This window comes from Massilia sp. (assembly GCF_046293535.1).
Taxonomy (GTDB): Bacteria; Pseudomonadota; Gammaproteobacteria; order Burkholderiales; family Burkholderiaceae_D; genus Telluria.
In genome coordinates, this window is sequence record NZ_JBKBOV010000005.1 from 62,910 (window position 1) to 77,002 (window position 14,093).

Annotated in this window: 12 protein-coding genes; 3 read left to right on the forward strand and 9 right to left on the reverse strand. The window is 66.4% G+C overall.

Annotated elements, in window-relative coordinates; all coding sequences use genetic code 11:
- Positions 1 to 10: 10 nt before the first annotated feature.
- The 3 genes from ACK4S9_RS04480 to ACK4S9_RS04490 are packed head-to-tail and all read right to left on the reverse strand — an operon-like array spanning position 11 to position 5,290.
- On the reverse strand, positions 11 to 2,815 hold the full coding sequence (locus tag ACK4S9_RS04480) for an Hsp70 family protein (protein WP_409722032.1): 2,805 nt from the start codon (positions 2,813 to 2,815) through the stop codon (positions 11 to 13).
- Between the two features lie 7 nt (positions 2,816 to 2,822).
- Positions 2,823 to 4,685: an Hsp70 family protein gene (locus tag ACK4S9_RS04485; protein WP_409722035.1), complete on the reverse strand. Its 1,863-nt coding sequence runs from the start codon at positions 4,683 to 4,685 to the stop codon at positions 2,823 to 2,825.
- Positions 4,682 to 5,290: a DUF2760 domain-containing protein gene (locus ACK4S9_RS04490; protein ID WP_409722038.1), complete on the reverse strand. Its 609-nt coding sequence runs from the start codon at positions 5,288 to 5,290 to the stop codon at positions 4,682 to 4,684. The genes ACK4S9_RS04485 and ACK4S9_RS04490 overlap by 4 nt, the downstream gene beginning before the upstream one ends.
- 334 nt (positions 5,291 to 5,624) lie before the next feature.
- On the opposite strand from ACK4S9_RS04490, the gene ACK4S9_RS04495 reads away from it, so the two are divergent.
- On the forward strand, positions 5,625 to 6,818 hold the full coding sequence (locus ACK4S9_RS04495) for an NYN domain-containing protein (RefSeq protein WP_409722040.1): 1,194 nt from the start codon (positions 5,625 to 5,627) through the stop codon (positions 6,816 to 6,818).
- Between the two features lie 124 nt (positions 6,819 to 6,942).
- Here the strand turns inward: ACK4S9_RS04495 and ACK4S9_RS04500 are convergent, their stop codons facing one another.
- Positions 6,943 to 8,460: a BCCT family transporter gene (locus ACK4S9_RS04500; protein WP_409722043.1), complete on the reverse strand. Its 1,518-nt coding sequence runs from the start codon at positions 8,458 to 8,460 to the stop codon at positions 6,943 to 6,945.
- A gap of 313 nt (positions 8,461 to 8,773) precedes the next feature.
- Here ACK4S9_RS04500 and ACK4S9_RS04505 point away from each other — a divergent pair, with 313 nt between their 5' ends.
- Positions 8,774 to 9,022 (forward strand): hypothetical protein, encoded by a 249-nt coding sequence (locus tag ACK4S9_RS04505; RefSeq protein WP_409722046.1) that lies wholly within the window; start codon positions 8,774 to 8,776, stop codon positions 9,020 to 9,022.
- A 180-nt stretch (positions 9,023 to 9,202) separates the two neighbouring features.
- Here ACK4S9_RS04505 and ACK4S9_RS04510 read toward each other — a convergent pair whose 3' ends face one another.
- From ACK4S9_RS04510 to ACK4S9_RS04520, 3 genes are all read right to left on the reverse strand, one after another.
- On the reverse strand, positions 9,203 to 10,117 hold the full coding sequence (locus ACK4S9_RS04510; RefSeq protein WP_409722049.1) for a DUF2145 domain-containing protein: 915 nt from the start codon (positions 10,115 to 10,117) through the stop codon (positions 9,203 to 9,205).
- Between the two features lie 3 nt (positions 10,118 to 10,120).
- Complete coding sequence (locus ACK4S9_RS04515; protein ID WP_409722052.1) at positions 10,121 to 10,585, reverse strand: hypothetical protein; 465 nt, start codon at positions 10,583 to 10,585, stop codon at positions 10,121 to 10,123.
- Between the two features lie 175 nt (positions 10,586 to 10,760).
- Positions 10,761 to 10,913, reverse strand: a complete 153-nt coding sequence (locus tag ACK4S9_RS04520) for a hypothetical protein (RefSeq protein ID WP_409722054.1) — start codon at positions 10,911 to 10,913, stop codon at positions 10,761 to 10,763.
- Positions 10,914 to 11,137: 224 nt separating this feature from the next.
- Between ACK4S9_RS04520 and ACK4S9_RS04525 the strand changes: the two genes are divergently transcribed.
- A complete protein-coding gene (locus ACK4S9_RS04525; protein WP_409722057.1) occupies positions 11,138 to 12,226 on the forward strand; it encodes an endonuclease/exonuclease/phosphatase family protein in 1,089 nt (362 codons plus the stop codon).
- On the opposite strand, the gene hepT is transcribed toward ACK4S9_RS04525, so the two are convergent.
- Both hepT and ACK4S9_RS04535 read right to left on the reverse strand, forming a co-directional pair.
- Positions 12,227 to 12,643 (reverse strand): type VII toxin-antitoxin system HepT family RNase toxin, encoded by a 417-nt coding sequence (gene hepT, locus ACK4S9_RS04530; protein WP_409722060.1) that lies wholly within the window; start codon positions 12,641 to 12,643, stop codon positions 12,227 to 12,229.
- A gap of 13 nt (positions 12,644 to 12,656) precedes the next feature.
- On the reverse strand, positions 12,657 to 13,895 hold the full coding sequence (locus tag ACK4S9_RS04535; protein ID WP_409722063.1) for a putative Na+/H+ antiporter: 1,239 nt from the start codon (positions 13,893 to 13,895) through the stop codon (positions 12,657 to 12,659).
- Positions 13,896 to 14,093: the final 198 nt, after the last annotated feature.

Below are 14,093 nucleotides of genomic sequence, written 5' to 3' on the forward strand. Positions count from 1 at the left end.
AGGCATGTGCTCAGCGCAGCAGCTTGAGGCCCGGCGGCAGCGCATCGCCCAGCATGCGGGTTTCGACCGCCTGGTCGAGTTCGACCACCTCGCGCACCATGGCCGACCAACTGGCCGGCGCCCCGCTGGACGACAGGCGCCGCAGCACCTCGTCACGCACGGCCTGGCCGATGTCGCGCGAGCGGTCGCCGGTCATGCGGGCGATGTGGGCGGCGGCAAAGCCGGCCGGCTCGATCTTTTTCCAGTCGAGCTGCAGGAGCCGGCCGAGCCAGGATTCGGCGGAAGCGCTGGGCGCCACCTCGTGGGCGGCGCCGTGGAAGGACTGGCGCGCGCCGACGCGTCCCAGGGCCCACAGGTAGCGTCCGTAGCGCGCCGCGGCGCGCGCGTCGATCTTGGCGCCGCCCGGCATCTCCATGATCTGCTTCACGAGCCAGTCGCCGATCTCGGCCTTGTAGGCGGACGGGATGCGCTCCAGCGAGGCGCCGACGCGCAGCATGTCGTCCTCGCTGCCGTCCACCAGCGTGAGCGGACGGCGGCCGCGCTCGGCTTCGTCGGCCTGCAGGTTGAAGGCGAAGTCGTCGAGCAGGCGCAGCTGCGCATCGAGCGAGAGGCCGCCGGCCACGCGCCGCCACAGCGTCCACCATTCGGCGCGCACCTGGCTGTCCTTGTGGTACTGGACCCCGGTCTCGAACATCGCCCACAGCTGCTCGATGCGCCATTCGTCGAGCGGGTGGCCGAAACCGGGACGCAGGCAGTAGCCAGCCAGGTTCAGCCAGACGCGTTCGTGCTCGGCGGAGCGGCGGCGGCCTTTGGCGCGCGCCAGCAGGGCGTCGAACAGGCGGCGCAGCAGCGGCGTGGTCCAGCGCTCGCGCCCGCCCAGCAGGTGTTCGAGCGAAGCGCGCAGCTGGCGCACCTCGCGCGGGTCGACCTGCTGCGAACGGTTGCCGAAGATGCGGTCGATGCGCGCGATGGCATCGTCCAGTTCCGCCGGCAAGGATGCTTCTTCGGCCGTATCTTCGTCGTCGTGCCCGCGCAGCTGGAATTCGAGGCGCCAGCGCTGCGACGGATCGTCTTCCGCCACGCAGGAGACCTCCAGCGTGCCGACTTCAAGCAGCACCGTGGCCAGCTGCACTGGAATGTCGGTGCTGCGCTTGCTGCGCAGGACCGTCGAGATCGCGGGCAGGCGCACGATGTCGGCGGCAGGCAGGTCGAACAGCTCGCCCGGCCGCGGCAGGACGCCGCCCGGGTCGGCGGTCATGGAAACCAGGTGGAAGCGAACCGGCCGCCCCAGGCGCAGGGCGAAGCTGCGGCCCGCCAGGCGGACTTCTTCACCGGCGGGCGCGCCGCGCGGCAGCAGGCAGACCGCGCGCAGCGTGTCGCCGGACTGCTGCGCGTCCAGCAGCAGGTAGTAGTTGCGCGCCGAGCCGCTTTCGATGCTCGGCGCCTGGCCCGCGCGCGCCAGCGAATAGGCGACGCCGCCGCGCGCGACGGCCACGTCCGGGTCCTCGCTGTGCAGCACGTTTACCGGCGCGCCGCGCCACTGCGCGAGCACGCCGGCCAGGCGCTGCGCCAGCGCCGCGCCGCGGAACACGCCGCCGTTGAGCAGCAGGGTGTCGGGCACCGGAAGGCTGCCGTCGTCTTCCAGGCCGAGCGCTTCGCGCGCCGCCTGCGCATGCTGGCGCAGGAAGCCGGCGAGGTGGCGCGTGATCGCCGGATCGCTCGCATAGGGCAGGCCGAATTCGACGATGCCGGTTCTGGCGCGCTTGGCCGGCTCCTGCGCCTCGTTCGGCGGCAGGAAGCCGTCGAGCACGATGCGCTGCACATCCTCGCGCGTAATGGTGGCCGAGCGGCTGCCGCCGACCAGGCGTGAGCCGCTGCCCAGCAGGGTCACGTTCACCTGTCCCGGCGCGTCGGGCGCCAGCAGCTGTTCCTTCGCCGCGCGGCAGCGTTCCGTCAACTGCGCCAGACGGCTGGCGGACAGGCGTTCGGGATTGCCCAGGCGCGACTCGGCCAGGTGCGCCAGCGCCAGGTCCATGTTGTCGCCGCCGAGGATCAGGTGGTTGCCGACGCCGATACGGGTGAGCTTGGGCTGGCCGCCGTCTTCCAGTTCGACCTTGACCAGGCTGAAGTCGGTGGTGCCGCCGCCGACGTCGGCCACCAGCACCAGGCGGGCGCCCGCCAGGTCCCGGGCCAGGCTGGCGCGGTGGCGGTATAGCCAGTCGTAGAGGGCGGCCTGGGGTTCTTCCAGCAGGCGCAGCTCCGGCAGGCCGGCCATGCGCGCCGCTTCGAGCGTGAGCGCGCGCGCGCCTTCGTCGAACGAGGCAGGCACGGTAAGCACGATCTGCTGGCGCTCCAGTAGCGCCTCGGGGAAGCGCGCGTTCCAGGCCGCGCGCAGGTGCGCCAGGTAGCTGGCGCTGGCCGCAACCGGCGACACTTTCGCCACGTCGGCATCCTCGGCGCCCCAGGGCAGGATGGCGGCCATGCGGTCCACGCCCGCATGCGACAGCCAGCTCTTGGCGCTGGCCACCAGCCGTCCTGGCGTTTGCGCGCCGAGCAGGCGCGCCAGGCGACCCACGGCGACGCGATCGACGCCGGCCGGGTCTTGCTGGAGCCAGGGGAGCTGGAGTTCGCCGGGGGCCAGTTCGCCCTCGGCGGGGTGGTAGCGCATCGAGGGCAGCAGTGGCGAGCCGGCGACTTCGCCGGGCGCCACCAGCTGCTCGATGGCCAGCAGCTCGACCTGCCCCGCGCCGGGCAGGGCGTAAGCGAGCACCGTGTTGGTGGTGCCCAGGTCGATGCTGACGAGGTACTGATTCACCGCAGGGTCACTGCTGGTCGGGCGCGTTGCGGACGTCGAACTCGATCTTCCAGCGTTGGCCTTCGCGCGATACCGCGGCCAGTTCCAGCGTGCCGGCGTCGGTGGCCAGCGCGTGCAGCTTGACCTGCACCACGTCGCCCGCCACGCGGCCCTCGGCCGGCAGCGTGGCCTGGATTTCGTTCATCTCCTGCAGCTCGTCCGGCCCCCAGAACTCGAGCACCTCGCCGATGCGGTCCTGGCGGCGCGTGGTGGAGCCGAAGAAGCGGAAGGTGACCGGCTCGCCCACCACCAGGCCGAATTCCTGGCCCGGCAGCTCGAGTTCGCTGCCTTCTTCCATGCCGAAGGGTGCCACGCACAGGGCTTCGATCGGCGGCTCCATGCCGGGGATGGCCGGCATCGAGGATTCCACGCCGACGTAGTAGGAACGGGCCGTGCCGCCGCGGATGCGCACGCCGCCGCCACGGCGCGCGTAGCTGAAGTAGGCGGCGCCGCGCGCCACCGCAAGATCCAGGTCGGCGCCTTCGAGCATGCGCGCCGGTTCCGCGCCTTCCATGTAGAGCCAGTCGTTGATGGTGTCCATCACGCGCTGGGCCAGGATGTTCGATTTGAACGCGCCGCCGTTGAACAGCACCGCGCTCGGGTGCAGGAAAGTCGGTCCGCCGTCGCGGTGCTCGGCGTTCACGCGTCCTGCGAAGCCTTCCAGCTCGGCGGTGGCGCCGACCTGGCGCGCCAGGAAGGCCGCCAGGTGCTTGGTGATGGCGGCATCCTGCGCGTAGGGCAGGCCGACCTGGGTCAGGCCGGCGCGGGTGCGGGTGGCAGGACGTGCGGACGCTTCCACGCGCGGGAAGAAGCCGTCGGTGATGAAGGCGGTCACTTCGTCGCGCGTGAGTTCGGTGCGGATCGAACCGCCGATGAGTTTCGAGCCGCGGCTCGGCACCACGATCGGCCACACGGTGGCGTCGGCGTCGGCCAGCAGGTGTTCCTTGGCGCTGCGGCAGCCGTAGGTGAGGGCGCGCATTTGCCAGGCATCGAGCTGGGTGCCGTTCGCCTGGAGCTTGCGCGCCACGAAGTGGGCCAGGGCCAGGTCCATGTTGTCGCCGCCCAGCAGGATGTGGTCGCCCACGGCCACGCGGTGCGGCTCCAGCTTGCCGTCGCGTTCGAGGATGGCGATCAGCGAGAAGTCGCTGGTGCCGCCGCCCACGTCGACGACCAGCACGATGTCGCCGGCCTTGACCTGCTTGCGCCAGCTGCCCTTGCTTCCCTGGATCCAGCTGTACAGGGCGGCCTGCGGCTCTTCCAGCAGGGTAGGGTTGATGCCGGCGTTGCGCGCCGCTTCGGCGGTGAGTTCGCGCGCGCCCGGGTCGAACGAAGCGGGAATCGTGACGGTGACCTGCTGCTGGTCGAAGGGCGCCTCCGGGTGCGCCGCGTTCCAGGCCTGGCGCAGGTGCGCCAGGTAGCGGGTCGAGGCTTCCAGAGGCGAGACGCGCGTGACTTCTTCAGGCGCGTCGTGCGGCAGGATGGCGGCGCGGCGGTCCACGCTCGGGTGGCTCAGCCAGCTCTTGGCCGAGGACACCAGGCGGATCGGGGTGGTGGCGCCGCGGCTGCGCGCCATTTCGCCGGCAATGAAGCCTTCGCCGCCCGCGCTCCAGGGCAGCGCGGTTTCGCCCGCGGCCAGCTCGTCCGGGTGCGGCAGGTAGAGGAAGGAGGGCAGCAGCGGCAGCGCCTCGACGGTGCCCGGGCCGCTCAGCTGGGGAACGGGCAGGATGCCGTCGACGGTCTTCTCGCCGTCGCTGGCCTGCAGGTCGACATACGAGAGGGCGCTATGGGTGGTGCCAAGGTCGATGCCGATGGCATAGCGTGGATCGCTCACAGTTCCACCTCCGCCGGTGCCAGCACGCGCGCGTCGTGCTTCTCGGCCAGCTGCGGCAGCTGGACCTTGGTAGCGCGCCAGCCGCGGTGCGACAGGGTGCCCTTGAAGGGGGCCTGGCCGACCACGTTGCCGGTCAGGCGCACGCTGGCGGCGTCGAAGCCTTCTTCCAGCGTGACGCGCGCGCCTTCGGCTTCGCTGCGCACCGGCTCGATGGTGAAGTGCTCGCGCAGCACGCGCGCGCAGCCTTCGTGCACGACGCGGGCGGCGGCGCCGATGTCGGCATCCGAATAGGCGCTCAGGTCTTCCTGGGTGAAGTCGATCAGGCGGGCTTCGCGCTGGAGCAGGCTCAGCAGCTGTAGGGCCGATTCGGCGCTCGGGGCGCGCAGCGGCGCAGGCGTTGGCGCAGGCGTCGGCGCCGGGGTGGGCGCCATGGTGGGCGCGGGCGTCGGCGCAGGCGTTGGCGCCGGCGTGGGAACCACGGCAGGGCCGACGCCGTCATCGCGCACGCGCGCGGCGAACTCGGCATCGCCGAGCGATTTGAAGAAGCTGCCGAAGGCGATCGAAAGCCGGCCGAAGAAACCAGGCAATGGAGGCTGTGTGTTCATTCTTGATGTTCTGTAGGGTGGGGACGGGCGCGCCGCTGAAAAAGTGCGGGCCAGGGTCCGGAAAACGCGAATGATACCAGTTCGATCACAAGTGAGAGAGACAACTGGGCATCACAAGCGGCTTCTGAAGGCTGGGTTCGTCTCTCAGGTATCAACTATTTCCTTGTCATGACGCTCCACCTGCATAAATTGAGTTGCAAGCTATTGCTTCAGGGAATATTTTTCTTTATGGTAAGCGCCGAATTGTAGGCATGCATCGAATGCTACTTTTCGTTGCTCACTTCTTTTAGGAGGTTCTCTGGAATATAACCCTCATGCCGGACGCTGCACGCAGTTGCAGCACCAGGTCTCGGCACTCGAAACAGCGGACACCAAGCGTCTGGCCGCAATCGGTTGGTACGACCGTTTCGACATCGATGCAGCGTCGGCACGCTTCAATGCGACAAAACGCGAGTGCGCGTCACTGGACCGTCAGCGTGCACAGTCGATGGCAGAACTGCGTCCGGTCGAGGCGGAGGTCGTGCGGCTGGAAGTGCTGACAGCCTTCAGCTTTGATCCGAGGGAGTGGTTTTCCGATCAGCGCAAGCAAAACAAGCAGCGCCTTGAAGTGCAACGCGGTGTGCAGGCACGACTGCAGAAGCAGTTGGAGGCAATCGATAAGCAGTTGAATGGCAACCGGGATCTGCTTGAAGAGATTGAAACGGAACGAATCCGTTATCGAGGGTTTGATCGGCTGCGTGAACTGGCGATCCGCGAAAGCGATGCTGTTCAGATCGCAAGTTTGCGCCGGTCGCTCCAGCAAGCGCTCGCCGACAAGGCAAATGTGGATGCAAAACTGGCCGAACCTCTAGCCAGCCTTGCCGAGTGCCGGCGGCGCGAAAAGCAACTGGTGAATGAACTCGCTCGCGCTGCCGAGCTTGAAAGAAGACTGTCGAACGCACCGAACGGTCATGCACGGCGGCTCCTGCACGAGGAATGCACCAGATTGTTTGGTGAAGGTAGTCCGGGAAAGGTGGCACGGCAGAAACAAGGGGAGCTGGATGGTGTGAGGCGGAGTATCGACAAGCTGGAAACGCGCTTGCGCGGCATTGCCCAGTTGGCGACGCGTGTCGTGCGTGCTGTTGTTATCGACGGTAACAACCTGTGTTATGAGCGGCAGGACCGTAGCCGGCAAATGATCGGACTCGGCGCGCTCGAAGCGGCAGTCCGGCGCCTGGCGCAGAAATACAAAGTTGTCGTCGTATTCGATGGGGGCATCTGCTCCTTGTTGAAGATGACGGGGCAAGCCATTACAACGCGCTTCCATCGGCTTGCGCAGGTTCACATCGTTCCCTCCAGGAGAGGTGCCGATGAAACGATCCTGGATGCCGCCAGTGAGTCAGGCACGTATGTCTTGAGTAACGACAAGTTCAGAGACTTCCCCGACAAGCCAGTCGTGCGGGAAGGTCGCTTGGTAAACCATTCCATCGTAAATCGGCGAATTATTGTTCACGATTTCGATATTAACGAACAGTTCACCACAGCCTGACATCGTTTGAGGCTGCCGGCAGATGCGGCCTGTGTCGTGCAGGCGAGCAGGCGATCTGCAGGCAAGCCAAAACATGCTTGGAACATGAACTGCCGTGCCAAGCCTCGCCGGCTTGGCACTACTGCTAGCGCGCCGCCATCTCGCGCATCTTGCGCCGCAGGGCGCGTTCGCGGCGCGCTTCTTCTTCCCAGTCGTCACGCAAGGCCCGCCACAGGGCGATGACCATCAGCACGATCACCAGCGCGAAGGGCAGGGCGAACAGGATGGTGGCGGTCTGCACGGCGTCGATCCCGCCCGCCAGCAGCAGGCTCATGGCAATGCCGGCGATCAGCACGCCCCAGACCAGCTTGACGCGGGTGGTCGGGTTCGGATTGCCGTCCTGGCTCATCATGCCCAGCACCAGCACGGCCGAGTCGCCCGAGGTGACGAAGAAGATCACCACCAGCAGCGTGGCCACCACCGACATGATCTGGCCGAAGGGCATGGCGTCGAACAGCGCGAACAGTGCCGTGGCCAGGTCGGCTTTGACGGCTTCGGCCAGCGGAACCTGCTGCCAGATTTCCATGTAGAGCGCGGTGCCGCCGAAGATCGAGAACCAGACGAAGGCCGCCAGCGAGGGCGCCAGCACGGTGCCGAGGATGAACTCGCGGATGGTGCGGCCGCGCGAGACACGGGCGATGAACAGGCCGACGAACGGGGACCACGAGATCCACCAGGCCCAGTAGAAGATGGTCCAGTTGCCGACCCAGCTGCTGTCGCGGAAGGGCGTGGAGCGCAGGCTCATCCGTACCAGTTCGCTGGCATAGCTGCCCAGGGTATTGCTGAAGGTATCGATGATCGCGATCGTGGGGCCGAGCAGGAACACGGCAAGGGCGAGCAGGGCCGCCATGAGCATGTTGGTATTCGATAGCAGCTTGATGCCCTTTTCCACGCCGCTCACGGCGGAGGTGATGAACAGGGCGGCGGTCACGATGATGATGACGACCTGGGCGGTAGGACTGATGGCAATCCCGAACACGGCGTTCAGGCCGCTGTTGATCTGCAGCGCGCCGACGCCGAGCGAGGCGGCGACGCCGAAGGCCGTGGCCACGATCGCCAGGCCGTTGAACAGGCCGGACATGGCGCGGATCGGGCGCCAGGGCAGCGAGCTGGTGACGGTGCTGATCAGGGAATTGCCGCCGCGCCGGTACTGGAAGAAGGCGATCGCCAGCGCCACCACGCTGTACACCGCCCAGGGATGCACGCCCCAGTGGAAGAACACGTAGCGCATGGCGGCGTTGGCCGCTTCCGGCGTGCCGGGCGTGACGCCGGGTGGCGCGGTGACATAGTGCGAGATGGGTTCCGCCACGCCCCAGAACACCAGGCCGATGCCCATGCCGGCGGCGAACAGCATGGAGAACCAGCTGCCGAGCGTGAATTCCGGTTCGTCGTCCTCGCCGCCGAGCTTGAGGTTGCCGTAGCGGCTGAAGGCGACGAAGGCGGCGAACAGGACCATGGCGAGCACGACCCACAGGTAGAACCAGCCGAAGTTGCGGGTGAGTATGGCCAGCATGGCCGAGAAGACGGACGCCATGTTGTCCGGGGCGATGACGCCCCACAGGACGATCAGAAAAATGAAGCCCGCAGAGCAGAGCAATTGCATGAGTTCTCCTTGTTGATGCGTGCGGGCGCCGACCGCCGGGAGGTGGGGCGCAGCCGCAGGCAGGGTCGGGCAGGCTTCGCCCGGGCAGAGAGATGCCGGGCGCGCATTGCCACCTTGACCTTGACGGATCGCCTGCATGACAGGCGTTCAGTATGGACCAATCGCTGCGAGACTGTCGCACCGCGCTGGCGGCCCTGACTGATGAGAGGAATGTTGACGCCGGCACTGGCCGGCGGACTGAAGTGTAACACGACATGCATTTGCACAAATGTATGAGCAAATAATCATGTGTGCGAAGATAGATGATCGGTGAATGACGATCATCATGGATCTCAATTTGATTTCTATCTTAAAGGGCGCATACTGGTGTCATTCGATAGCGACCTCAGGAAATGACATCATGGCCACCATCATCAACTTCGTCCGTAGCCTCTTCCTTACCCCGGCCCCGATCACGGCTCACCACAGCGGCGGCGACCTCTGGTCCCTCTACCAGCTCAGCCGCGGCCGCGACTCGGTATCGCCCGCCGTGCTGCGCAAGCTGGCCGAAGCGGCCAAGTAAGCCCTACCGGTTTCTGCAACAAGCCCTGCCGCGAGCAGGGCTTTTTGTTTGGCGCATACATCGGGGTCAGGTCTGACATTTGGACACGGGCTGAGCAATACAAAGGCGTTACGCTCGAGTTCGTGTCTGAATGTCAGACCTGACCCTCATGTTTGCTCATGTTTGAAAGACCTGCGGGGTTCAGTTCAGCGGAATGACTTCGTCGCCCGCCGCCGGCTCGCAGGCGGCGCCCAGCGGCTCCCAGCCGCGGCGCACCACGATGCGGTCCTGCGTATGGCACAGCTCGACGCGCTGCGCCTGCGGCGCCCGGCGGCGCACGAAGGCTTCGATCGAGGCCGGCACGCTGGTGTGCAGCGCGAGCGCGTGGAGGTCGTCGACCGGGTGGTCGTTCATGTGTACCAGCGGCACGAACTGCCCGGCGAACATCAGCCAGTGCGAGGGAATCCGGACCGGACCGGCGGTGTAGCCCTGCGCACGCAGCCAGTCCTGCGCCTTCTCGCGCGCATGGGTGCCGCCACCATCCGCGTGCGCATTCGCACGCGCTCCCCAGGCGCTGGCAAGCAGTTCGGCCACCCAGCCGTTGCAGTTCTGGTAGCGGGTGCCGTAGGCATAGGCGTTGGCGCTGTACTGCCCGCCCAGCAGGGCCAGGGCCAGGCGCTTGTCCAGCGCCGCTTCCTCGAGCAGGGCGGCGTCTTCGCCAGGTGGGAAGACCAGCGAGATATGGCCGCGCGTGGGCGCGTCGGCCCCCAGCGCGAAGCCGGCCACGCCCTGGTCGAACAGGCGCGGTCGCGATTCGTCGCAGGCGTAATAGAGCTGGCGCACGGCCCAGGGACCGCCGGGATTGTCGCGCAGGGCGATGCCGGCGTGCGAATACAGCTGGCCGAAGCGGCTCAGGTCGAGCCCGGCGCGTGCGATGAGGGCGACGCGCGCGCCAGAACGTTCCAGCTCGTTCTTGACGGCGCCGGCGAAGCGCAGCACGCGGTCCTGCTCGGCGGCGCCGATGTCGATCGACTGCTGGCAGAATGCCGGCAGCCCGGCCTGCGCGGCCGCGCTCGCGCCCAGCAGGAGCGCGGCCGCGGCAAACTTGCGGAGCATCGCTTAGATGGTGACCTTGCGCGAAGCCAGGTCGCGGTACCAGTCGTCCTGCAGCGCCAGGAAGAAGGAGCGTTTGGTGTCGGCGTGGGCGAACTCGAAGCCGTACACGCGTTCGCTCACCTGCACCAGTTCGCCCTTGCCGACGCCGCGTTCGGCCAGCGCGCGGTTCGGCACGTCGAGGGTGAATTCGCGCACCGGGCCGGCGGCCCGCGCGCGCAGGGTCATGCGGGTGGTGTCCGCCTTGCCCGGCGCCTGGGCGATGTCGATCACGCGGTATTCGCCCGCGGCCACGCGGTCATCGCCGCTCGAGCTGTTGCTGGAAGCACCGATCGAGTCGGAAATGCTGCCCGACGAGGCCGAGCCCGCGCTGGAAGCGGACGAGGTGAAGCTGGTGGCGTGGACGGGGGCGGCGCACGCGGCGGCGAAGGCGGCCAGGCACAGCGCGCGGGACAGGGTGGTGGAGGTCATGGTGCTTTTCGGTGAAGAGTAATGAAACGGGAATGACGGCTATGGTACAAGTGCGGAGAACTGTTGAGAAGGCGGCCCCGGTCGGATTTCTGTAAGTTCTTGTAATCGTCGACGAGGATATGGGCTTTGTGCCGAAGAAGCGCGCAGCCGGCAGCCGTCAACGAGCTTGCCTGGCTTAGAAAAAGAAGGCGAACAGGCCACCGTATGTCAGCACGGCCAGCACGATGGCCAGCACGATGCCCAGCAGCGGATACGGGTTGAACCTGGATCTGGACTTCTTGCCGCGGACGCGTTTGTCTGCTTGCTGCACTTGCCTGATGATGTTCATGTCTGGCTTGCGACCCGAATGTCGCCCTCAAGCTCAAAGATAGGTTCGGTGGCGGGATTTGCAAGCGGTATGCGCAAACTTCGGGCAGCCGATGCGGCGCAGGGGTGGGGCCGCGGCGATTATCTTGCCGCTTGTGCACGCTAGCGTACAGACGGCCGCGTTTGAAAAGGCGCATACTGCAAGCCTCAGTTTTGTGATGAGTTACTTGCAGCCTTCGAGAGACCATGCTGCCGACTTTCGTAACCCTGGTTGCCGTGATCGTCCTCGCGACGCTGCTGCCCTTGTTGCGATGCACGGGGTGGTGGATACGCGACCTCGACTTTCCACGCCTGCAACTGGCCATCCTGTCGCTCGCCGTACTGGTCGGGCAAATCGTGTTCCTCGACTGGCACGACGGCTATTCCCACCTGCTGCTGGCGGCGAATGCCGCCTGCCTTGCCTACCAGACCTGGTGGATCATTCCATATACCAAGGCCTATCCCCATGAGGTGAAAAATGCGGTCATCGGCGGAGCGAACCGCCAGTTCCGTATCCTCACAGCCAATGTCTTGATGCCGAACCGGAATGCCGAGGGCTTGATCGCGTTGATCCGCCAGCACCAGCCCGACATCTTCGTCACGCTGGAAACCGATACGTGGTGGCAGGAAAGGCTGGATGTGCTCGAGAAGGACTATCCTCATACCATCAAGTGTCCGCTCGACAATCTGTATGGCATGCACGTCTATTCGCGGCTGCCGCTGGAAGACAGCGCCATCCAGTTCCTGGTCGAAGACGACATCCCGTCGATCCATACCCTGGTTCTCCTACCGTCCGGACACAAGGTGCGCATGCATTTCCTGCATCCGACACCGCCCAGCCCGACGGAACACATGGAGTCGACCCAGCGCGACGCCGAGCTGCTGGTGGTCGCCAAGAGCGTGGCCGAAGCCGGCCTGGAGACGCCGGTGATCGTCGCGGGCGACCTGAACGACGTGGCGTGGTCGACCACGACGCGGCTGTTCCGCAAGATCAGCGGCCTGCTCGATCCGCGCATCGGGCGCGGCATGTTCAACACCTTCCATGCGGGCTTCTGGTTTGCCCGCTGGCCGCTCGATCACCTGTTCCACAGCGAGCATTTCACGCTCTCGCACATCGAGCGCCTTCCTTCCTTCGGCTCGGACCATTTCCCGATGCTGGTCGAGCTCACCTATGACAGCGCGCGCGGCGCCGGCCAGGAGGGCCTGGTGGCGGACGAGGAAGACCAGGAGCTGGCCGACGAGAAGATCGCCGAGGAGGATGTGGAAGTGTCAGATGTGCACGAGCCGCAGGCTTGATCAGGCGCTCGACGCTCCGCTCACCAGCGCCTGGGCATAGGCCGTGAAATCGTCCAGGCCGCGCTTGATGATGGTCACCAGCGCCGGCAGCGGGGCTTGCTGGTAATCCCATTCGGCACGGCAGAATTCGCCGGTGCGCTTGAGGTCTTCGGCCAGCGTAGGGACGATCCAGCCGTGTTCGGCCAGCAGGGTGATCACTTCGCGTTCGTCCTGCGGCAGGCCGAGCCGGGCGTTGCCGATCACGTAGTCGCCCATCTCGATGGCGGCTTCCCAGGCGCGGATCACGTTGAGGGTGGCCGCATCCTGGCGCGTGAGGTCGCTCACGAACGTGGTCGGGTCCTTGTCGTATTCCTCGCGCGCGCGCCGGCAGCAGCGTTCGATGGTCCCCGCTTTTTGCACCAGGATGTCGTCGTCCATCACATTGTCTCCGCTAAATCAGGAACATCGCCGCCGCCACGCAGGTCGGCGCCAGCGCCCCCAGGAACAGCCCGCCCATGCCGATCGAACCGTCCTCGAAGCCCTCGCGCAGCAGCGCGGCGCCGGCCGGATTGGGCGCATTGGCGATGACGGTCAGGCCGCCGCCGGCGACCGCGCCGGCCACCAGCATGTACTTCGCGTGATCGGACAAACCCTCGATCAGCGAACCGAGGTAGGTCAGTGCCGCATTATCGGTGATTGCCGTCAGGCCCAGCGCGCCGAAGAACAGCGCGGTCGGCTCCAGGCTCGACACCAGGGGCTGCAGCCACCACTGCTGCATGCCGCCCAGCACCACCAGCCCGGCCAGGAAGAAGCCGACCAGCAGGCCTTCCTTGATGATCAGGCGCGACTGGTGCTTCGGATAGGCCTGGGTATAGCCGAGGAAGAGCAGGAACAGGCCGATGAACAGCACCGGGTGATGGGCCAGCAGCACCACCCCCGCCAGCAAGGCCAGGTGGACGATGGAGACGAGCCAGGGCAGATGCACGTCCTCGACCACGTTGCCCGGCGTCAGGTGGCGGCGCAGCAGCAGGGTGATGACGGTCGCGTTGAAGAGCACCGCCAGCGCGGCGCGCCAGCCGAAGGTGGAGGCCATGAAGGCGCTGTCCCAGCCCCAGGTGGCGGCCACCATCAGCACCGGCGGCGCGGCGTAGGAGGTGAGGGTGCCGCCGATCGAGACGTTCACGAACAGGACGCCGATCGCACCGTACTTGAGCCATTCGGGAATGCCGGGCCGGAATACCTGCGGCGCCAGCATCAGGGCGGCCAGCGTCATCGCGGCCGGTTCGGTGATCAGGGAGCCGGAGAGGGGCACCAGCGCCAGGCCGAGCCAGCACAGGGCCACTTCGGTGCGCACCGGCGCCAGCCGGGCCAGCAGGGCCAGCAGGTCGCGCACGGCGTCGAGCACCGGCTGCGAAGCCGCGATCACCATCACCACGAACACGAACAGCGGTTCGGTGTAGTGGCGCGACTCGACATAAGAAATGGCTTCGCTGCCGCCGGCCAGCAGGGCCATGGCAAGGACCAGCACGAAGGCCCAGAAGCCGAACACGACTTCGACTTCGCCCAGCAGATGGAACAGCCCGGCATGGCGCGGGTGGCGCTTGGCCAGCGAGTGAAACAGCTTGGTGGAAAAGGTGTGGACGAGGGCGATCGCAAACAGGATGGCGCCGGTGAGCTGGAGCGTATTCAAGGATGGGCTCCGTGGCGTGCGTGAGACAGGTTGTTCATTGTCTGGCTGTAAATGGACAAGCCGCCATTATTTCATGATTCGCCGTCCCGGCGCGGTTTTCCAGGGCACGGCGCACCTTTAAGTTCTGTCAATACCAGTCGCCCGACTGGTATGGCCGAAATGAATACATCTTGCCAAATCCGGGCTCAACGAGTACTG